General features: G+C 66.3%; 18 protein-coding genes and 1 pseudogene. 10 read left to right on the top strand and 9 right to left on the bottom strand.

What is annotated here, in order from left to right; translation table 11 throughout:
* Positions 1-62: 62 nt before the first annotated feature.
* The 5 genes from ACP6CK_RS15480 (at position 63) to ACP6CK_RS15460 (ending at position 4,066) form a co-directional block, all read left to right on the top strand.
* On the top strand, positions 63-344 hold the full coding sequence (locus tag ACP6CK_RS15480; RefSeq protein WP_426954199.1) for a helix-turn-helix domain-containing protein: 282 nt from the start codon (positions 63-65) through the stop codon (positions 342-344).
* A 10-nt stretch (positions 345-354) separates the two neighbouring features.
* Positions 355-579: a hypothetical protein gene (locus ACP6CK_RS15475; protein ID WP_426954198.1), complete on the top strand. Its 225-nt coding sequence runs from the start codon at positions 355-357 to the stop codon at positions 577-579.
* 746 nt (positions 580-1,325) lie between these two features.
* The gene (locus ACP6CK_RS15470) at positions 1,326-1,970 is read left to right on the top strand and encodes a hypothetical protein (protein WP_426954197.1); all 645 of its coding nucleotides are present in this window, start codon (positions 1,326-1,328) and stop codon (positions 1,968-1,970) included.
* 954 nt (positions 1,971-2,924) lie between these two features.
* Positions 2,925-3,068 (top strand): hypothetical protein, encoded by a 144-nt coding sequence (locus tag ACP6CK_RS15465; protein WP_426954196.1) that lies wholly within the window; start codon positions 2,925-2,927, stop codon positions 3,066-3,068.
* Between the two features lie 185 nt (positions 3,069-3,253).
* Positions 3,254-4,066 (top strand): hypothetical protein, encoded by an 813-nt coding sequence (locus tag ACP6CK_RS15460; RefSeq protein WP_426954195.1) that lies wholly within the window; start codon positions 3,254-3,256, stop codon positions 4,064-4,066.
* Positions 4,067-4,703: 637 nt separating this feature from the next.
* Here ACP6CK_RS15460 and ACP6CK_RS15455 read toward each other — a convergent pair.
* Complete coding sequence (locus ACP6CK_RS15455; protein ID WP_426959921.1) at positions 4,704-7,292, bottom strand: beta strand repeat-containing protein; 2,589 nt, start codon at positions 7,290-7,292, stop codon at positions 4,704-4,706.
* 120 nt (positions 7,293-7,412) lie between these two features.
* Between ACP6CK_RS15455 and ACP6CK_RS15450 the strand changes: the two genes are divergently transcribed.
* Positions 7,413-8,168, top strand: coding sequence for a DUF3489 domain-containing protein (locus ACP6CK_RS15450; RefSeq protein ID WP_426954194.1), 756 nt, complete (start codon positions 7,413-7,415; stop codon positions 8,166-8,168).
* 63 nt (positions 8,169-8,231) lie between these two features.
* A pseudogene (locus ACP6CK_RS15445) lies at positions 8,232-8,924 on the top strand (recombinase family protein); the annotation flags it as partial.
* Here ACP6CK_RS15445 and ACP6CK_RS15440 read toward each other — a convergent pair.
* The gene (locus ACP6CK_RS15440) at positions 8,918-10,636 is read right to left on the bottom strand and encodes an HWE histidine kinase domain-containing protein (protein ID WP_426954193.1); all 1,719 of its coding nucleotides are present in this window, start codon (positions 10,634-10,636) and stop codon (positions 8,918-8,920) included. The pseudogene ACP6CK_RS15445 and the gene ACP6CK_RS15440 sit on opposite strands and share 7 nt — an antisense overlap.
* A gap of 547 nt (positions 10,637-11,183) precedes the next feature.
* On the opposite strand from ACP6CK_RS15440, the gene ACP6CK_RS15435 reads away from it, so the two are divergent.
* Positions 11,184-12,407, top strand: a complete 1,224-nt coding sequence (locus tag ACP6CK_RS15435; RefSeq protein WP_426954192.1) for an MFS transporter — start codon at positions 11,184-11,186, stop codon at positions 12,405-12,407.
* 127 nt (positions 12,408-12,534) lie between these two features.
* Here the strand turns inward: ACP6CK_RS15435 and ACP6CK_RS15430 are convergent, their stop codons facing one another.
* Genes ACP6CK_RS15430 through ACP6CK_RS15415 form a run of 4 tightly spaced genes read right to left on the bottom strand, consistent with a single transcriptional unit; the run spans position 12,535 to position 15,576 of the window.
* Positions 12,535-13,719 (bottom strand): MFS transporter, encoded by a 1,185-nt coding sequence (locus tag ACP6CK_RS15430; RefSeq protein WP_426954191.1) that lies wholly within the window; start codon positions 13,717-13,719, stop codon positions 12,535-12,537.
* Complete coding sequence (gene arsB / locus ACP6CK_RS15425) at positions 13,716-14,789, bottom strand: ACR3 family arsenite efflux transporter (RefSeq protein ID WP_426954190.1); 1,074 nt, start codon at positions 14,787-14,789, stop codon at positions 13,716-13,718. The genes ACP6CK_RS15430 and arsB overlap by 4 nt, the downstream gene beginning before the upstream one ends.
* A 23-nt stretch (positions 14,790-14,812) precedes the next feature.
* Entirely contained in the window at positions 14,813-15,223 is a 411-nt protein-coding gene (gene arsC, locus ACP6CK_RS15420) for an arsenate reductase (glutaredoxin) (RefSeq protein ID WP_426954189.1), read from the bottom strand.
* Positions 15,220-15,576 (bottom strand): ArsR/SmtB family transcription factor, encoded by a 357-nt coding sequence (locus ACP6CK_RS15415; RefSeq protein ID WP_426954188.1) that lies wholly within the window; start codon positions 15,574-15,576, stop codon positions 15,220-15,222. Before ACP6CK_RS15415 ends, arsC begins: the two co-directional genes overlap by 4 nt.
* Positions 15,577-15,620: 44 nt before the next feature.
* Between ACP6CK_RS15415 and ACP6CK_RS15410 the strand changes: the two genes are divergently transcribed.
* Complete coding sequence (locus ACP6CK_RS15410) at positions 15,621-16,142, top strand: DUF6428 family protein (protein ID WP_426954187.1); 522 nt, start codon at positions 15,621-15,623, stop codon at positions 16,140-16,142.
* A gap of 553 nt (positions 16,143-16,695) precedes the next feature.
* Here the strand turns inward: ACP6CK_RS15410 and ACP6CK_RS15405 are convergent.
* Complete coding sequence (locus ACP6CK_RS15405) at positions 16,696-18,213, bottom strand: hypothetical protein (RefSeq protein WP_426954186.1); 1,518 nt, start codon at positions 18,211-18,213, stop codon at positions 16,696-16,698.
* Positions 18,213-18,452, bottom strand: coding sequence for a helix-turn-helix transcriptional regulator (locus ACP6CK_RS15400; protein ID WP_426954185.1), 240 nt, complete (start codon positions 18,450-18,452; stop codon positions 18,213-18,215). The genes ACP6CK_RS15405 and ACP6CK_RS15400 overlap by 1 nt, the downstream gene beginning before the upstream one ends.
* Positions 18,453-18,610: 158 nt before the next feature.
* Here ACP6CK_RS15400 and ACP6CK_RS15395 point away from each other — a divergent pair, with 158 nt between their 5' ends.
* Positions 18,611-19,510: a polysaccharide deacetylase family protein gene (locus ACP6CK_RS15395; RefSeq protein ID WP_426954184.1), complete on the top strand. Its 900-nt coding sequence runs from the start codon at positions 18,611-18,613 to the stop codon at positions 19,508-19,510.
* 14 nt (positions 19,511-19,524) lie between these two features.
* Here the strand turns inward: ACP6CK_RS15395 and ACP6CK_RS15390 are convergent, their stop codons facing one another.
* On the bottom strand, positions 19,525-19,887 hold the full coding sequence (locus ACP6CK_RS15390) for a hypothetical protein (protein ID WP_426954183.1): 363 nt from the start codon (positions 19,885-19,887) through the stop codon (positions 19,525-19,527).
* Positions 19,888-20,012 lie beyond the last annotated feature (125 nt).

Here is a 20,012-nt window from a genome sequence, read left to right as displayed (position 1 = left end):
GGCATCAGTAGTGACGGCTGGCCAATCCTCATCATCTGCAACGAAGACGGATCGGGTCGCCGATGTTATACAACGAGAGCGGAGCCGCTAACCTCACCCCGTACGAGTGCCGGGAAGCACGTCGGCTCCTGGGCTGGACGGACCACCGCCTCGCTGCCGAAGCGCATCTCACGCATCAAACAGTTCAGAAGTTCGAGGCTGGGCATCATTCAGCAATGGCGTCCACCGTCTCGGCCATGTGGCGCGCCTTGCGGGACGCCGGCGTGACGTTCGTTGCAGGCGAACGGCCGCGGCTTCATCGGACGCAACCAGTGCACGAGCATCAATCCATCTTTGAATGGTGACCGCTCGGTCATGGCCACCCTCGTGCCGCTCCCCCGCGCTACGATGGCCGATGTCCCGACCCGCCTCTGCCGGCTGGCCGACGACATCAAGGCCGGGAAGCACGCTGACGTGCGGAACGCGGTGGTCGTCACCGATCGCGGGTACAAGTGCGAGGTCCACGCGTTCGGCCCAGAAGGCGACACGGTACGGACCGCTGGGCTACTCGCTCTCGGGTTGGGAACGCTCCAGACCTGACCGGATTGCTCGGACAGCATCCCTGCCTTGTACGTCCGTCCCCAGCCCGCAGGTCGCCCACAGCCGCTGCCCCGGTTGCCCCGATACTTCGGGGGCGCGGTTAGGCCGGGTTTGGGCGTCGGGGCGCCCGGCTCGGCCGCCGGGGTGCTGGCTCTCGGCATTCGGAAGCTTCAAGCGTAGCGGCGCTACTCTAAAGCAGTTTAGCCTCAATCAGCTGCGGAAATCGCCTGGGGGGACGCTCCAAGAATGGACGCCGCATCATAGCATCGGCCGAAAAGGATCCGTCCTTCCATTCTGGCGGGTGGCGTTCCCGGTGGCGGTCTCTGACTTCCCGTGCTGCGCCCCTCTCTCGTGTCAGCAAGCGCGCCTTTAGGCCAAAGAACGTGACAATGCCATTCTCAGAGTAGGTGGCGGGCTCGATCGTCCTCTCGCCAGCTTGCCCCAGCCTGGTTGTTCCGCCCAACGCTCCTCAACCTGGCAATGCCTGCGGCGGGCCTGACAACAGGGTGACGAAGCGCGCCTTGTCCTGCTTTGTCTTGGACAACGCCGGACAAAATTCGTGTTTCCTCAACTCTGATCTAATCACTACCCTCACGGCTGCGCGTCAGCACCACGGCTGATAGGGCTAGAGTAACAGGGGCAATCTAAAGATGGGTCTCGAAGCTGGAATCGGCGCTCCGTGTACACCTGTTCCGGATCTCTGACCCAAATCGGGCTGCCCCGACCAACAGATCTGAGGAAAACGTATGTCAGGCAGGCTAAGGGAAGATCTCGGTATCACGAACGTTGGCTGGGGTGTCTGCGGCTTCACAAGTACCTTTTACGCCATGTGGGACATCAACCCTGGCTTGAGAGCGGCCCTTATCAAGGCGCCTAGACCGTTCAACGTTTTGGCCGAGATCAAACAGTATCTGGTGATCCTGGAAGCTGAGGGGCGAACCGCCGAGCTCAAGTCGATCAGAGACTTTACAAGAAGCTTCGGTCCTCCGTACGACCAATTCAAGATTAAGGAGTACATCGAGCGGATTAACAGGGCGGTGGACAAGACCGCTGCAGACATCACCAAAGAAAAGCTGTTTGGCATTGCTATGCCGCCGGACTGCGTGGCGGATTACGCGAAGCGCATCTGGCAATATAACTGCACGGTCCACCCCGGCGACATCGGCGGCGACGGGATCATCGGCGTTAAGAGCGCTGACTATCCGAACATGACCGCGTATGGCGGCCTCTGCCACTGGATGTACCGACACAACAACCGCATTTACAGCTGGGGTAAATCGTTCGGCTCAGTAGCAGCGACAGGCTATCCCTACACAGTCATCTGGACCTTGCGATTCGGCACGGCCGCGGTCCGGACCGGCCTGCGACTGTCCGGCCATCGCGGAGCGTAGGGCACTTCCGGCCCGACCTTGGCTATCGTTCGGGGGCCTGCACGCGAGTTCACTCGCCCTGAGACTTGTCCACCATCCCGCGTGCCATCAGGAGCAGGTCGTGCCGTCTATCGCGACGCAGCTTGTCCCAGTGTTGCAGGAGTTCCGCCCGGCCCATCACTCCCGAGCTGGGCGGTTCGCGCTGCCATCGGCGGACCCATGCATCCACCAGTCCGTTCTTCGGAGCCCTGAACGCCTCTGAAAGCTCCTGCTCACGGTCCGGCTGCTCCGGATCACCGTCCATCATTGAAGACCGGCCCTTGTCTTTGCCATTGTCCGGAGCAGCTGGCCCCGCCGCTGCAGCTCCGGCTTTGGCCTGGCGGAAGGGGACGGGGGAGGACCTATCGCCAAAGGCTTAGTTGCGCCAGCCGCAATCCCGCGGCCTTGCTACTCCGGGGCAAGGTCGGGCTGGGAACGGGCATCAGGCTGGCTGCACCGGTCGTTACGACCGCAAGGGTAAGGTCTGCGTGAATTGCGCCACCCCACCGCCTTGTAGCGGATGCGGAACTATCGTTAGTCTCGGTGGCGTCACGAAGAGACCCCTCCATGCGCCACCTGCTCCTTGCCCTTCCGCTGATCGCTGCGGCCTGTGCTGATGGACAGCAAGGCGCGCCGCAGAGCACAGCCCAGCCGGCTCGGTCAGCCGCAGCTCAGGTATCGCCTCCCGGCGCGTACCAGGAGGGAGTATCAGGGAACGCCCAGGATGCACGGTGGACCGGGGAGATGCGTTGCGCGGCGATCCCCGGCTTCTCCGGGGCCGGCCGGTTCCCTATCACCCTCACGGTGTCCAGCGGCGTCGCGCGGTTCCAGCGAGATGTCCAGAACCGGATGGGGCAGTCAGCCGGCCGAGGCGAGGTAAGTGAAGGCCGTGTCGGCGCGGACGGGTCCGTCACGCTTGAGGGCCAGGTCAGCGCCATGTCAGGCAACAGCGGCAGCTACACTTCGCGCTACACGGGGCGGCTAGCTGGCGGCGCGACCACCCTGCAAGGCGTGCAGAACTGGACCACGCCGGGCGGCCCATTCCCGCGGTCCTGCAGCATCACGCTGCAGCGGGTATAGGTCCGGTGGGCATGGCGGGAAGGCGGTTCAGGGGTCATCATCAATCAGGAGCGGCAAGTTGGCGGTTGAATTAAGCGGGCAGTGAGCCTGGAGGTGGGTCAGGGTCAGCCACCGCCACATCCACAGCAGGAGGAAGTGCTCATCACCGATTCCATCTCTGGGAGCCGGTCTTTAGGCTGGCTGCCATGAAGATCACCATCAGTCAGGCTCGGCCGTTTCCAGCGCTACCTTCATCGGTTCGCGACCTTATCTCAAATCCGGGTATCGCGGCGGTGCTCCAGGCGAGAGCCGTATCGAAGGGAGACGAGGCCGCGAAACCCGATGGCAGCATGACTGCCGCACTATCGCGCGGCACGACCCATTTCGCTGGTCCACTTGCTCCAGCGTTGTCTCCGTCAGGCGCGTCACCAGAAGGGTTGAAGCTCGACGCGGCCTTCTTCGCCGCGATTGGCCTGGAGCCGAAGTCGGCGAAGCTCTTTCCCAAGATCGACGAGTTGGTGCCGCCTGAGAGCAAGGTCACGGTGCGTGCTGCCCTTGGTGAACTGGAGAAAGCAGCACAGGAGGCTGTGGGCAAGAGTGCTTTCGAAGCCGGCGTGTTCGTTCTTGGCACGCCAGAGCAGATGGCAAAGGTGATGGACGGCTCGCTCACGATCACTGCGCGACTGGCTGCCGGGGGTAAGCTGGCAGCGGGCGGTGTGAAGGCGATCGAGCCCTTCGTCCCAGCGCTCGCGCGGGATGCACCGCTGCTACGGGATTCGCTGATGCTACTAACAGCGCCCGATGCGCTGGATAAGGTCCTCGACCCGGACCAGCCAGCCTTCAGGCGCCTGACCGCGGCAGGGAAGCTGCTCGCAACGGGGGCGGCCCTGGCCGCACATTTTGTTCCTGCGCTGTCGGCCCATGCGGCGCAAATCAGCACGGTCGGCTGGCTCTGCGACATCGGGGACAAGACCTACGCCGCCTTTGTCGAAGTGCCGAAACCTGCCAAGGTGCAATAGAGAGCCGTGACATCGCCTCGCCCCGGCGTCACCCGGCGCTCGACATCAGTACCAGATCACGCCTCGTCATCCTCAAAGATGAACTGGACTCCACTGCCGCGCCCAATTGCCTGCGATCCGCGTTGGGGAGCTGTGGTGATCCGCTGGCTCGGCTGATGACCCGGTCGGGTGCCGTGTAAAGTCGAAGCAGATCGTCGTGTCGGACCAAGGCCGATGTGTGCACCGCGATAGGAGCGTTGCACTCCGGCCGGAACTCGCCAACAGGGAGACGAGGCGCACTCGGCGTCAAAGGGGAAAGAGAGCAAGGCTCTGACCCTTGATCGCGCTTGCCTTCCGCGCGTCGCAGAGCGAAGCGTAGCCGGCGCAGCGGACATCGGCTGCACGCCACCCCGCCCTCCCACGGCAGGGCTTCGGGTCGTAGGACCCGGCTGATCGGGTCCGTAACCAGGATCCGACGATGACCCTCTCCGACACGCAGAGCCTGCTGCTGAGCCGGGCGAGCCAGAACCCGATGGGGCTGGCGAAGGCACCTCGCCGACAGTCTCGGCCGACCGAGCGCGCCCGGTCCGTCCCCGCCCTGAACGCAGGAGAGGCCGCTCTTAACGGAGCCGCCCCTCCTGTCCGCCTGCTCAACCTATCAGAAGATGAAGTCGGACGCGACGAGGTTGCCGGACACGTCCACGGCCTGCACGACGATCCGTAGATCGGCCGACCCCTCTCCGGCGTCCGTCTCGACCAGGAAGCGGCCGCCACCCAGCGCCTCGGACCGCAGCTCCGGCCCGGTGCCGCTGAAGCCGACATTGCCGATGAAGCGGTAGCCCAGCCCGCCGAGCAACGGGGAGAAGTCGACCAGGTCGCCCTCCCCGCGGGAGAAGTCGGCGATCAGGTCCACTCCCGGCCCGGGCGTGCTGTCGGTGAGCGAGGCGAAGACGAAGCGGTCCGTCCCGGCGCCGCCGACGAGCACGTCCGCCCCGCCACGGCCCAGCAGGTAGTCGTTCCCGGTCCCGCCGATGATGACGTTGCTCCCGTTGTCGCCCACCAGCACGTCGTTGAAGGCGGAGCCGGTGAGGTTCTCCACCTCGGTCAGCACGTCGCCCGCGGCGTCGCCACCCACACCGGCCGTGCCGCCGAGATAGGCCGCCACCCCGGCGCCAGAGGTGAGGTAGTCCACCGTATCCAGACCCGTCCCGCCGATCAGGGCGTCCGCGCCGCCGCCGCCGCGCAGCAGGTCCGCGCCCGCCCCGCCGATCAGCACGTTGGACCCGTTGTCGCCCAGCAGCGTGTCAGCAAAGGCGCTGCCCGCCACGCGCTCGATGTTGGCCAGCACGTCCCCGGCAGCGTCCCCGGTGTAGCCGACGCCAAAGCGCAGATCGACGAAGACGCCCACGGCGGAGGTGGAATAGTCCGCCGTATCGGGCCCCGTCCCGCCGTCCAGGGTGTCTGCCCCCGCGCCGCCGAGGAGGAAGTCGTCTCCCGTCCCACCATTCAGATTGTTGGCGCCAGCGTCGCCGAACAGTACATCGTCAAAACTGCTGCCGACGAGGTTCTCGATCCCGACAAGGGTATCTCCTGCCGCGTCGCCGCCAGACCCAATCCCGTTCACAAGCGAGATTCGCACGCTCGCCGAAGCGCTGGCGTAGGTGGCGACGTCAGATCCCGCGCCGCCGGACAAGAGGTCTGCGCCAGCGCCGCCATCCAGCGTGTCATTCCCCTCCAGACCAAAGAGGCTATCACCGCCATTGAAACCGGAGAGGATGTTTCCGGCTGAATCGCCCTCCAGGATGTCATTACCTGTAGATCCGATTAGTCCTTCTATGTTGACGTAAGTGTCCCCCGCTGCCTCACCTGTATTGCCAGCTGAATTGGTCAGGCTGGCAGTAATCGCGCCTAAAGCGCCCGTGTATCGGGCGGCGTCGATCCCTGTCCCCCCATCCAGGTAGTCCGCGCCGAGCCCACCTTCTAGCTGGTCGCTGCCGGTTCCGCCGCTCAGATAATCGCCACCCGCGAGACCAAGGAGATAATCGTCGCCGCCGATGCCGAAGATCGTGTCCCCAGTTGCGGCGGAGCTGCTGCCTACGAGCACGTCCGAGTAGAGGCTGCCGATCAGCCCCTCTATCCCGATGTAGGTGTCGCCCTCGGCATCACCAGTCGTTCCTGCGCCACCGTCGAGGCGGGCTGTTACGCCGGAGGTTGCGTTTTCGAAGCTAGCGAAATCCGTCCCATCCTCACCCTCGAGCAGATCGCCTGCTCCACCACCCTCCAACGTGTCATCGCCTTCACCCCCTCGAAGGTTGTCGACACCACCTAACCCAAGGAGAACATCGGAGCTGAAATCGCCATACAGATAGTTGGTGCCGTTATCGCCTATCAAGCGATCTGAGAAGGTTGATCCCACGATGTTCTCGATGCCCGAGTACGTGTCGCCAGCCGCTTCGCCGCCAATTCCGCCTGTCAGCAACGACGCGAAAACGCCACCGGCTGCAAGGCTGTATACTGCGTAGTCACTCGATCCAGCTTCGCCGAAGAATGCATCCGCTCCCGGACCGCCTGTCAGGTAATCGTTGCCGTCGCCGCCGAGAAGTACGTCATTACCCTCGAAGCCAGAGAGGCTGTCATCACCGGCGAGGCCGTAGAGAATATTGGCAACGGCATCTCCTTGCAGGTTGTCGTTGAATGCAGACCCGACCAGCCCTTCTATGCTCACGTAGGAGTCGCCAGTCGCGATGTTTGAGTTGATGCTTGGATCTCGTAGGGACGCGACCACTGCAACAAAAAAGATCGAATCGGGGCCAGCAAAGTCATAGCGAGCAAAATCGAAACCTTCTCCACCATTCAGAACGTCTCCACCGGCTCCGTTCACGCCACCATCGAGTTGGTCATTCCCGCTCCCGCCAAAAAGCGTGTCAGCGCCTTCCCGACCGAAGAGGGCATCGTCCCCATCCAACCCGTAGATCACGTCATCGGTGACCCCCCCTGTGAGCGTCTCGTTTGCCGCCGTCCCGCTAATAACAGCCATTCTCTGAATCTCCCCCGACGAACTGCACGCATGCTTGTTGCACAATGAAGGGCTCGGCACCACGAGATAGGGCTTTGCCGCCGGGACGTAACGGAAACTTTGGAACTGCGCGAATATCCCGGGACGGCTGGCTCGATCATTGGGCCGCCACCCCGGCCGATAATTCGGGAACTCAGCCACTTTGATTGAACAGCAGCGCTTGGCGTTCACACCCAACAGAGCAAAGCTTCGCTGGCGCTAGGGGGAAGCCCGGCCGCTACCCTGCCTCTCTTCCGGCAGGGCTTCGGGTCGTAGGACCCGGCTGATCGGGTCCGGAACCGAGGACCCGACATGACCCTCTCCGATACGCAGAGGCTGCTGCTGAGCCAGGCGAGCCAGCACCCGATGGGACTGGTGAAGGCGCCAGACCACCTCCCGGCCGCCGCCCGCAACGCCGTAGTCCGCAGCCTGCTGAAGGCCGGGCTGCTGGAGGAGATCGCCGCGCCGGCCGAGCACAGCGACCTTGGCTGGCGACAGGAGGAGGGCGGTACCGCGTTGGCGCTGCGGATCACCGCGGCCGGGCTGCAGGCGATCGGGGTCGACGCGGAGGGCAGAGATGCCTCACACGCGGCTCAGGAGGGCGCTGGGCAGCCGGATGCCGCTACACCCGCCGCAGTCGGCCAGAAAGCGCCCACGGTGGGGACACGGCGCCTCTCCCTGCGCGACTCCGCAGGGGCAATGGTGGCGGCCTGGGACGCCGGTCAGGACTGCCCTGACCTGCCGACAGCGGTGGAGGTGCTGCGCACCGCCCTGGCGCGCCGCACCATCACCCGCCAGCCCCGCGACCCGGCCACCGCGCGCCGTCCGCGCGAGGGTACGAAGCAACAGGCCGTCCTTGCCCTCCTGCGCCGACCAGAGGGCGCCACCATCGCCGACGTCATCACAGTGACCAGCTGGGCCCAGCACACCGTCCGCGGCTTCCTCGCCGGCCTCAAGAAGAAGGGCCACGCGGTGGAGGTCCTGGAGCGTGTCCGGCAGGTCGGGCCGGCCAAGGAGGGGGCGAAGGGCAGCTACAGCATCTACCGCGTGCAGGAGGGGCAGGGCTGATGGCCGCCCGCCGCTCCTCGACCCAGCCGCGGTACGCCGTCGCTCTACCAGGTTTCCACCGCCGAGCAGGGCCACTCCGGTCTGGGTCTGGAAGCCCAGCAGGCCAGCGTCCGCGCCTTCTCGGAGCGGGAGGGCTGGACCCTGGTCGCCGAGCATCAGGACATCGCCTCTGGCAAGGACGATCGCCGGCCAGGGTTCCAGGCCGCCCTGACCCGCTGCCGGCAACTAGGGGCAGTCCTCGTGGCAGCACGTCTCGATCGGATCACCCGGCGCGCCCACACCCTCTCTGGCCTGCTGGAGGAGGGGTTGTCGATCCGGGCGGCCGACATGCCGGGGGCGGATGACCTGATGATGCGGGTCTACGCCGCGGTGGCGCAGAAGGAGCGGGAACTCATCTCGGAGCGCACCCGGGCGGCGCTAGGCGCAGCAAAAGCCAGAGGGGCGGTGCTGGGCGGGGACAGAGGGTGGAGGCCGCCGTCTCCGCCGTGCGCTCGGTCGGCGGTGCAGGCGAGGCGTGAGGGGGTGGAGAGGGCGGCGCACCGGCTGGCACTGGAGATCGAGCGGCTTCGGGCTGAGGGCGTCGTCGGACAGGCGGCGTTGGCGCGGGCGCTAAACGAGAAGAGGGTGCCGACGCCGCGGGGCGGCGCGATCTGGACCCACACCACCGTAAAGCGAGTCCTGGCGCATGTGGCACCGCAATGTTTCCAGGCACTTCAAACCGTCGAAGGACCGCCTGCGGGTGTTGCGTGTTATTGACGTGACAGGGTTGAAGAGGCTGGCCGACGCAGTGGCAGGCGAAGGGTTAGGCGCAGCCCGTCAGGGCGCCATTCGCGTTCGATGGTTCCATGGAGCTGGCGCTGGACTGTCTCATCGAGTATGCGGCTTCCAAAGCCACGCCGCGTTGGCGCTTCGGATCGAGCGTTGCTCTCCTCCCAGACTAGACGCAGACCGCCCATCGGCTCAACCGACCAGTAAATGCGCAGGCGCCCCTCGGGTATGGAGAGAGCGCCATGCTTCACGGCGTTCGTCGCCAACTCATGGGTCGCAATCGCGAGCGGCTGAACCTCCACCGCGTCGAGCGATACTGGCGGCCCTTCCAGCAGGATGCTCGAGGCCGTCGCGCCACCTTGGAATGCCCCCAACTCTGCTTCAATGAGACCCTTGAGGTCTCCGCCGCGCCAATCGGTCTCTGCCAGCGCGTGGTTGGCCCTGGCCAGCGCAGAGACCCTGCCTTCGACAGATCTGATATACTTGGCCTGATCATGCTTGGGTGTGAGCCGCAAGGCGGCGAGGACGACCGACAAGGCGTTCTTGACACGGTGGCTCAGCTCTGCGGTCAGGAGCCGTTGGTGGGCCGCATCTTCGCGCTCGCGCCGTCGCTGCTCTTCTGATGTGATCGCCGCGTTGATGAGGGCCTCATGAAGGACGGCTATCTCAAAGACCCGACTTGCCGGGATGGCCGACAGAGCCACCGATGTCGCGTCGGATTGTGAAACGGCGGACGCGAGTTGCCCGATCTGGCGGCTCACACGCCGGGCCAGATTCGCTGCGAGCGCCGTCGCGGCCGCGAGGCATAGGAAGCCACCAGTGCCCAGAATGAGGAGCGGCCGCATGGTTGCCGCGGACGCAGTGCGAGCCGGCACGGAGACGACGGTCAGCCAGTTAGCCTTGCGCAGGGGGATGGTGGACGCGAGTACCTCGCCTTCGTCGCTCGCCCCCCGGCGAACGGCGGCATCTGGGCTGAGGCCACCAGGTGCCACAAGCCAGTCTGGCGCCGGACGTCCAGCCAGCTGGGCGTGATTCGCTGACGCCGCAACCACCCGGTGACGCCCATCGAGGATCATCGCGACGAACGGGGCGTCGAGGTTATGCTGTGCAAGGATCCCTGCGACTCGGCTTGGCTCGAAGCCAATTGCCACCACGTGTGTCACGGTCCCATCGCGCACCACCGGCGCCAGGATGAGAGCCGTCGGGCGGTGCAGGGCAATGCTTTGTCCGACATTGGTCACCGCTGGCTGCGCGGTAGCAAAGACGCGCGGGATGGGTGCCCGATCCGGAGGCAAGACAAGGCCTCCGTAGTTCGGCAGGGTACCGGCGGGCAGTGCCGTGTTGACCAGCCTGGGGTAGTCTGGGCCCGGGGCAGTAAGGCTCACCCAGGTGCCGAGAGCTTCTCCGGCCGCACGAGCCTCGGCCTCAAAGGCCGGGATGTCACCCCTTGCGAGGTGGTCCGATGACGCGAGAGAACGGGCAAGCGCCAAGTGAACGTCAAGCGTCTGATCAAGCGTGGACGCGATGGCGCGGGTGACCGCGACCAGCTGCTGCTCAAACCCACGCCGATAGGTCTTGGCAAGCTCTGTAAGGGTGATCGCGCCGAGAGCGACGGACGGCACAAAGACGATCAGTAAGAGTGCAATCAGGTACCAGAGAAGGCGGCGTTCGCGCTTTTGCCGTCGCAGGTCGTCGTACATGTTGGGTCGGGAGCGTAGCATGCCCACCGGGCTAGGAACATCTCCCAGGCCGCCCTCCGCCGCCCAGGATCTCCGACCGCCTCGCTCGGTCCCAGCAACTCGGGGCCGTTCTCGCCGCGGCGTGCCTCGATCGGATCACCCGGCGCGCCCACACCCTCTCCGGCCTGCTGGAGGAGGCACCTCCATCAGGGCGGCCGACATGCCGGGTGCCTACGATCTGATGATGCGGGTCTAGGCCGCGATGGCGCAGAAGGAGGGCGAGTTGACTTCGGAGCGAACCCGGGCGGCGCTGGGGGCGGCACGGGCGAGAGGGGTGGTGCTGGGTGGACATCGGATGGAAGCCGCCCGGACGGCGCGTCGGCTGCTGCTGGGCCTGGAGGCGTTGCAGGCGGAAGGGGTCACCACTCACCAAGGGCCTGCACGGGCGCTAACCGAGCGGGGCGTGCCGGCCCCGAGAGGAGGTGGAGCGTGGACCCACACGATAGTTACTAGGGTACTTCGACGCGTGGAACATAGCGAACGCCAGGCATTCGTTCATAATTGGAGGATGCAGGCGGACGCAGCAGATTTATGGAAACGCCACCGCGGCTTTGTTGCCGCGATCGTATCGGCGCAGGTTCTCACGCAAATCGGGGCTTTCACGCTGGCCGCTCTGCTTCCCGGCTACATCGACCGCTGGGGCTTGTCTAAGACAGAGGCCGGCTGGTTGGTCGGAATCTTCTTCGCGGCCTACGTGCCGGCCGTTCCGCTTCTCCTGGCGCTGACCGACCGGCTGCCCGCTCGACGCGTGTATCTCGTGGGCACAGGACTGACTGCGCTCTCCCATCTTGGCTTTGCTTTGGCTGACGGATTCTGGCTCGGGCTGGTTATGCGGACTCTGGCCGGGATCGGCTGGGCAGGCGCCTACATGCCGGGCCTCAAGGCCATCGCGGACACAATGGAAGGATCGGCGCAGTCAAGAGCCGTCTCCTGGCATGCAGCAGGGGTCGGCATCGCGGGAGCCGCTTCGTTCGCCGTCGCCAGCCTGCTGGACGCGTTGGCCGGGCCGAAGGCGGCATTCCTGTTCGGTGCGCTTTCGGCAACCGTGGCCTTCTGCATCGCATGGAATGTCTTGCCGCGTCATATGCCGAAGCGTTCGACCACCTCGACCTCCGGAAGGTTTCTGGATCTCCGGCCCGTGCTGCGCAATCGCAAGGTCATGGCGTGGATTGCCGGCTACACGGTCCACACGTGGGAAATGGCAGCCTTGCGTGGCTGGGCCGTAACCTTCCTGATCGCGGTGTCCGCGCAGCATGGCGCACCCAACTGGCTTCCGTCCGCCCCGGTGCTCTTCACGGTTGCCGGGCTGGCGGGGATCGCGGTATCGGTCACTGGTAACGAGACGGCTCAACGCTACGGCCGCACCCGTGTCGTGACCTGGGCCATGGTTGTGGCGGCCACACTCTCTGTCATCACAGGGTGGACTTTCGCGGCACCAGTGGTCGTCGCGGCGCTCGCTGTCCTGCTTTGGAACGCTGCCATTTATCTCGACAGCTCGGCGCTCACGGCCGGGACCGTGCAGGCTGCCGAGAAGCACCTGCGGGGTGCCACGATGGGCCTGCACTCCATGGCCGGTTATGCGGGCGGCTTCCTTGGCCCGCTCGGTGTCGGGTTAGCGCTTGATCTCGGCGGCCAGGACAGTGCCCTCGGCTGGGGGCTCGCGTTTGGTCATCTGGCGATTGTCACACTCGCCGGGCTCCTCGTCGTCCACATCCTCGGGCGTGCTCCTTGACCAATCGCCCGCGGGCAATGAGCCGACTTTCGGCCCGGCTCCAGGCGGCCCAGACGCGCTGCCGTTAGTCGGGGCGGTGCTGGTGGCGGTACGGCACAACTGGATTGCCCAGCTTCCGCGATAGGGATCAGTGATTCTCTGCCCTGCCAGTTCGATGCGCGAGGACGAGAAGTGCGGCCAGGGACAGAGCGGTAAGGATCCCGGATAGCAGGAGGGCGGCACGCGGCCCCAGCAAATCCAGCACCAGTGCGAAGATGAGCGGCGCCCCGCCCTGGAGGAGGCGGGCCGGGGCCGCCAGCAGGCCCGTCCGTAGCCCGTAGCCAGCTGGTCCGAACAGGGCGAGCGGCAGGGTGCCGCGCGCGATGGTCAGCAGCCCGTTCCCGGCGCCGTGCAGCAGCACAAAGGGGATGGCGACCACCGGCCCCAGGAAGGCCAGCAGGGCCGCGCCGACGGGGTGCAGGCCCGCGGCCAGCTGGGCCGTGACGAGGGGCGACGCCTTCCGGAGGAGGGCGAACTCGGCCACCCGGGCCGCGACCTGGGCCGGGCCGACCAGGGACGCCGCGAAGATCGCCGCGGTCGGCGCCGCCCCCAGGGCCTCGATGATCCGCGGCAGGTGGGTGGCCATGGCGGTGGAGACGAAGGTCGTCGCGGCGAAGACGGCCGCCAGGATCACCATGGTCCAGGGCACCCCGCCCGGCGCCGCGTCGGCCGAAGCCGCGGCCGGAGGCGGTGGCGCAGCTTTGGCGACGAGGAAGCGGTTTAGCGGCAGGGCCACGACCAGGTGCAGGACGGCCCAGGTGAGGCAGGCACCCCGCCAGCCCAGGGCGTCGATCATGAAGGCGCTGGCAGGCCATCCCACCGTGGAGGCAAACCCGGCGAAGAGGGTGATGCCGGTGATCGCGTTGCGGGCCTCGCGCCCGTACAGGCCGGTCACCGTGGCGAAGGCGGCCTCGTACAGCCCGAACCCCATGCCGATGCCGAGGAAGGCCCAGGCCAGGGCCAGGGTGACCGGCCCGGAGGCGAAGGACAGCAGCGCCAGCCCGGCCGCGAAGACGAGGTTGGAGGCCGCCAGGACGTCGCGGCCGCCGTAGGTGTCGATCAGCCGCCCGGCCGTCGGGCCGACCAAGCCGGAGAGCAGCAGGGCGCCGGAGAAAATGCCGAAGAACCAGGCGCGGGACAGGCCCAGGGCCTCGCAGACCGGATCCGCGAAGACGGCTGGGAGGTAGTAGGTGGACCCCCAGGCCAGGGTCTGGGTGATCCCAAGGGTGGTGGTCACCACCCCACGCCGCCGCGCCAGCTCCGCGGCCGTCATGCGCGCTCGTACCAGCCCTTCGTCCGCATCACGATGTGGACCACCGAGAGCATGACGGGTACCTCGACCAGCACGCCGACCACCGTGGCCAGCGCGGCGCCGCTCTCGAAGCCGAAGAGGGCTATGGCGGCCGCGACGGCCAACTCGAAGAAGTTGGAGGCGCCGATCAGGGCGGACGGACCGGCCACGCTGTGCGCCGAGCCGCACTGCCGGTTCAGCAGGTAGGCCAGCCCGGCGTTGAAGTAGACCTGGATAAGGATGGGCACGGCCAGCAGCAGGATCACCAGCGGCTGCACGAGGATCTGCTCGCCCTGGAAGCCGAACAGCAGCACCAGCGTGGTCAGCAGGGCTACCAGCGACACCGGGTTCAGCGACTTCAACGTGCGCCCGAGCGCCGCCTCGCCGCCGGAGGCCAGCAGCGACCGCCGCCACACCTGCGCCGCGACCAGGGGCAGGACGATGTAGAGCAGGACGGAGAGGAGCAGGGTATCCCAGGGCACCGTGATGGCGGAGAGGCCGAGCAGCAGGCCGACCACTGGTGCGAAAGCCACCAGCATGATCGCGTCGTTCAGCGCGACCTGGGACAGAGTGAAGTTGGCGTCGCCGTCGGTCAGGCGGGACCATACGAAGACCATAGCGGTACAGGGCGCCGCGGCGAGCAGGATGAGGCCCGCGATGTAGCTGTCCACCTGCCCCGAGGGCAGCCAGGGCCGGAACAGCCAGCCGACGAACAGCCAGCCCAGCAGCGCCATGGAGAAGGGCTTCACCAGCCAGTTGATGCCCAGCGTGACAGCAATGGCACGCCAGTGGCTGGTGACCTGGCTCATGGCGGCGAAGTCCACCCGGAGCAGCATGGGCACGATCATGGCCCAGATCAGGATCGCGACCGGGATGTTGACCTGAGCCGCCTCCATGCGGCCGAGCGCCCGGAACGGCCCGGGCAGCACGGCGCCGAGCGCGATACCTGCCACGATGCAGAGGGCGACCCAGAGGGTCAGGTAGCGTTCAAAGGTGCCCATGGCCGCCCGGCGGCGCTCGATGGCAACCTCGCTCTCCACGGCCGCGCTCATGCCGCCGGATCGTTGGCGACACGCTACCCGTCGGCGCCGACCACCGGCTCGCCGTTCTCCTTGGCAAAGCCGCCGCGCTGCGGGTTCGGCAGGAGGCCGAGGACGGCCTCGGACGGCCTGCACAGCCGCACACCGAGAGGCGTCACGACGATGGGCCGGTTGATCAGGATCGGGTGCGCCATCATCGCGTCGAGCAGCTGGTCGTCGGTCAGGGACGGATCGCCGAGGCCCAGCTCCGCGTAGGGCGTCCCCTTCTCGCGCAACACGGCGCGGACCGGCACGCCCATGCGCCGGATCAGGTCGGCCAGGACGCCCCGGGTCGGCGGGGTCTTCAGGTACTCGACCACCTCCGGCTCTTCGCCGCTGTTCCGGATGAGGGCCAGGACGTTGCGGGACGTCCCGCAGGCGGGGTTGTGGAAGATTGTGACGGTCATGCCGCAGGCTCCGGAGAAGGGCAGGCGCAGGCCGAGAGGGAAGCGACCGCGGGGGTGCAGACCTCCGGGTGGCCCTGGCAGCAGTCCCGCATCAGGAAGGCGATGAGGCCGGACAGGGCGTCATAGACGGCCGAGTAGCGGATCGATCGGCCATCCCGGCGCGACTGGACCAGCCCGGCCGCCTCCAGGTGGGTGAGGTGGAAGGACAGGCGCGAGGAGGTGGCGCCCATCGCCTCGCCGATGGCGCCCGCCGCCATGCCGTCCGGCCCCGCCGTCACCAGCAGGCGCACGATCCGCAGGCGGGTCTCCTGGGCGAGGGCGCCGAGGGCATCGAGTGCTTGCGTTTCATCCATGACCTCTAAATGTCTCAAGATACGTTGACATGAAAGAGGGAAAGATGAACGCGCCTGCTCTGCCCCTGACGGTCGGCTTCCAGGGCGACGCCTCGCTGGGCGCCCTGCTCGACGCCCTGCAGCCCCACGGCGCGCGTCGGCTGGTCCTCCGCTACGACGGGCAGTTGATTGAGCCCGGCTACCACGTGACCGAAGTGAAGGCCGGTTCCTTCGTCACCCTGGACTGCGGTGGCAACCCGGACGCCTGGCAGGAGACGATCCTGCAGGTGGAGGACCTGCCTGCCTCGGCCGAGAAGCCGGACCACATGCAGGTCGGCAAGTTCCTCTCCATCCTGGAGAAGGTGGCCGCCCGGGTCAGCCTGCAACCGGGCAGCCGCCTGACCTTCGAGGTCGGACCGCCCGGCCGCCCCATGCAGATCTTTGACGTCGAAGCTATCCACATCGAGGCAGCGCACGTGGTGATCGAGCTCGGCCCGCGGTCTGCCATCTGCAAACCCCGACATCGGGCAGAGCAGGAGGCCAAGACCTCCTCAGCATGCTGCAAGACCCAGAGCGGGTGTTGCTGACATCGGCGACGATCATCCGATCCGCTTCAGCCCCGCCGCACCAGAACGGCGTCGCCCCCCTGTTCACCACCCAGCAACGGTCGTTGGTCGGTGTTGAACAGGTGCGTATCTCAACGTCCTGGGTCGATGCTGGCGAGCGTGTCCGGTCTGACCGCTCGGAAACACGGACCAGCAGCCAAGGCTGGCGCGGGAGCTCCACAAAGCAGCACCGTCGGTCGTCCCAGGTGCTGTGCCGGGCGGATCACTCGGAAACGTGGGCCATCGGTGCACCTCACGTCCCAGAAGGTCGTCTGCCGACCATCGTGTCCAACTCGGATAGCCAAGGAGACTCCGGAGCAGCCGTTTCCATCCGCGACGATCTCTTGGTGCAAGGCGGCACGGACGCGGGGGCCCGCAATGACCAACTGCTCTGGTGCTGTATCAGCGAGAGCTGATCCGGTTATCCCAAGGACGGTTGTGAGAAGGCATGAGACGAGACGGTTCACGGCTGATCGCTCCCCGAAGTCCCCAGGCAAGTAGCAAATGCAACTTTGGGTTGTAAAGGCTTTCTTAACTACATCTGGCCGCATCGTAGCTCGCTAAGCGTTCCTTGAATGCATCGCTTGTGTCCGGCATCGATCGCCACTGGACAGCGCTGCGGCGATTGCAGATCACAGATAGGCGGGCGGTGTTGAGCAAGAGGGACGAGGGCATGGTCCTCCACCTCGAAGATCTGCCGCGCCGGCACCTCGCGCTCCTTGGCCACTCGCACCATCATGGTGCCGGGGCGGACGACGAAGGGGCCGCGCTGGTACAGGCCGGCGTTGGCCCGGATGAGCGCCTGTTCCGCCTGGTCGACGATGCTGGCGATCTCGCCGCCGATGACCTGGATGCGAGGCCGGAGCTGATCCTTGGGGATTAAGAAGGTGTCGTCCGTCAGATCAGCAATTTGGAGCCAGCCCTCCTGCAGCATCTGGCGGAGGAACAGGAGCCGGTCCCGATCGGTGCAGTGGCCATGGCGGCAGTGGTAAACGAAGGAGCGGTGTGTGCCCTCGCTGGCGTTCAGCACGAAGGTGGCGGCGTCCTTCCCTGCCTGAGTGTGGGACCCCTCGTTGACGCAGCGGAGGTGTTGCTTGGACTTGTCCACCACCCTGCCGGTGAACACGTCCGGCTTGCGGGCCTTCAGGGCGGTGACGATCTCGAACCGCGGGGCGTGGGTCCGAGCCCATGACCGCATATCCAGCACCTCGCCCGTCTTGGGATCGATGTGGGTGAAATCGTCGTCCGGCGCGATGCGACCCTTCTTCTTGGAGCCGCGGGACCGGGCCTTGGCTGCGGGCGCACCCACGGGTGATGGTGCCTCCGGCAGGCTGAACAGGTCGCTGACTTCGCCCTCCAGCACCGCTGTCTCGGGTGGCGGTCCGTCGGCGGGTCGCCGAGGGAGATTGAACAGGCGGGAGGTACCGGTGCAGGGCTGGTCGTGATTGAGGCTCAGGGTGGCCGCGATGGCTTCGATCCGCTCCTTCCAGGCTGTGTTAGCCGCGCGCTGCGTGTCGTAGCTGGCAGCGAGCCAGGGGCGTAGGAGAGGCAGGGCGATGCGAAACTTCGGGCAGGGGTTGTGCTCGAAGAATACGAATTCCTCCGCGACCCGCGCGTCCTCGACGACGTGGGGCAGATAGCCCTTTTCGCGAAGGAAGTCGCTGGGGGCGCGCTTCAGGTCCGTCGTGGACAGCAGGAACTTGTCCCAGTTGCCGCGCTTGGCCTTGGTGCGGGTGGTGAGGTGGGAGTGGGTGGAGGAGATCGCCGCCGCCCAGCCCTGGTCCGCGATTGCATCGCGGATCTGGTCGAGGGTGAATCCGGCATCGCTGTCGAGCACGACAATATCGATCCGCTCGGCTTGCTCCTTTTTGCGCCGCCCCTCGCGGAAGGTGGCCGGGACGATGCAGGTCCCCTCCTGGATCCCGACCTCATGGGTGGTGAGGAGGTGCGCCAGGTCGGCCCAGGGCTGCGTCCGGACGTCCGTCCACGGCCCGGTCGGGGTGTAGTGGCCGAAGGTGCAGGTGACCTTCAGCGAGGAGGTAGGCGTCTCCATCAGCGGGGCATCTCGCGGGCGAAGCGCGCATCCGGGCTGAGTGCCTGGTCGGCCCTGGCACCGGCCTCGTGACGTTGGGCGGCCTCATAGGCAAGGACATCGTCGAGGCGATAGGCGACCGAGCCGCCGAGCTTGAGGTAGGCAGGACCCTGGTTCTGCCACCGCCAGCGCTCCAGCGTGCGGGGAGAAATGCGCCAGCGGCGGGCGAGTTCGATCTGATGCAGAAGGGTGAGGGACATCGGTGCGGACCTCGCAGTCGGTTTGGTGACTGCGGGGAGGATCACGGAGCGCGCGGGAGAAAACCGATGTACGAGATGGGAGAAGAGAAGGGAGAAATCACGAAAGCAGGGACCGCGGGGGCTCCGCGAGTGCCAGGACATCCACGAAGGAGAGCTCGATGACTGAGCGGCAGCCCGATCAAGTATCCAGCCCTGAACCGGCCGCGTCGCCCCTGGCTTTGCAGCTTGGCCTCGGCCGCGCGGTTGTCCTGCACGTGGACGACCTCGGCATGTGCCACGGCAGCAACGCGGCCTTTCTGGAGCTCGCGGCGTCAGGGTTTGTGACCTGTGGCTCGGTCATGGTGCCGTGCCCGTGGTTCCGAGAAATCGCGGAGGCAGGGGCCGCCGATCCATCCTTGGACATCGGGGTTCACCTCACCCTGACCAGCGAGTGGGAGCATTATCGATGGAGTCCCATCTCAACCCGGAGCCGCGCCTCGGGGCTGATCGACCCAGACGGCTACTTCTGGCGCAATGTCGAGCAGCTTCGGCGCCATCTGGAGGTCGAGGCGGCCGAGGCGGAACTGCGCGCCCAGATCGAGCAGGCCCTGGCTGCCGGCCTGCGACCCACTCACATTGACGCGCACATGGCCGCTGCAATGCTGCCGGAGCTGCTGCCCTGTCACTTGGCGCTAGCGCGTGAGTACGGCCTCGTCCCTGTCCTGCCACGCCGGATCGGCTTCGCGCCGGATCCAGAATTGTATGAGCGGGCCATCGTGGCCATCGAAGAGAGCGGTCTCCTCCTGCCAGACGGGATTCGCGGCACATTGCCTGTTGAGGCTGACGCCACGCGTGCCGGCTATCGGCGGATGTTTGAGACCTTGCCAGCGGGTGTCACGCACGTTGCCTTACACTGCACAAAGCCAGGTGAGATTGAAGCGATCGCGCCCGCGCACGCTGGCTGGCGGACGCGCGAGTACGCCCTGTTCGCAGAGGGTGCTGTCAGGGGCTGGTGCCGAGAGGGTGGGATTGCGGCGATAGGATACCGGGCGCTGCAGCCCCTCTGGCCAGTCTGCTAGACATCAAACCCCCATCACCCGTTCTGGGATGACAGGAAGGGCTTCAGCCGCTCCCATTTCTCCGTCCCAAAGAGGCGTCGAAGGGTGCCGTGTGTCGCAAGGTCCGCGGCTCGAAGACGCCTTCCGTTTTCTCGCGCGACGATGAGCTTGCGAATGACCGCGATTTGCTCAGCCGAGCGGAAATAGATCGGCTTGCCGCCAAGGATCACGAGGGTGGTTCCGTCCGGCGAGAGCTGGACCGGCTCGGTGCTCAGTGTCGGTGTGACGCCGCTGAGCCGGGCGGCGAGGATGTCGGCAGAGATGCTGAGGCTATCCATCGCGGCCAGGACATCGCGCGCTGCCAACACCACGAGGCCGGGGATATCCACATCCCGCACGCGCTCAGTCCGGCTGCTGGTCAGGAGGACACGGGCTTGGCGGTGGGGGCGGTCTCTGGCGGCAGCCAGAACCTCTCTCTGCACATCGGAGTCCGAGAGCCGTCGAGCGAACCAGAGCGGTGTGC

This window comes from Muricoccus radiodurans (genome assembly GCF_050154705.1).
Classification (GTDB): Bacteria; Pseudomonadota; Alphaproteobacteria; order Acetobacterales; family Acetobacteraceae; genus Roseomonas; species Roseomonas radiodurans.
The sequence above is the reverse complement of the archived record's forward strand: the minus strand, read 5'-3'. Positions and strand labels throughout refer to the sequence as shown.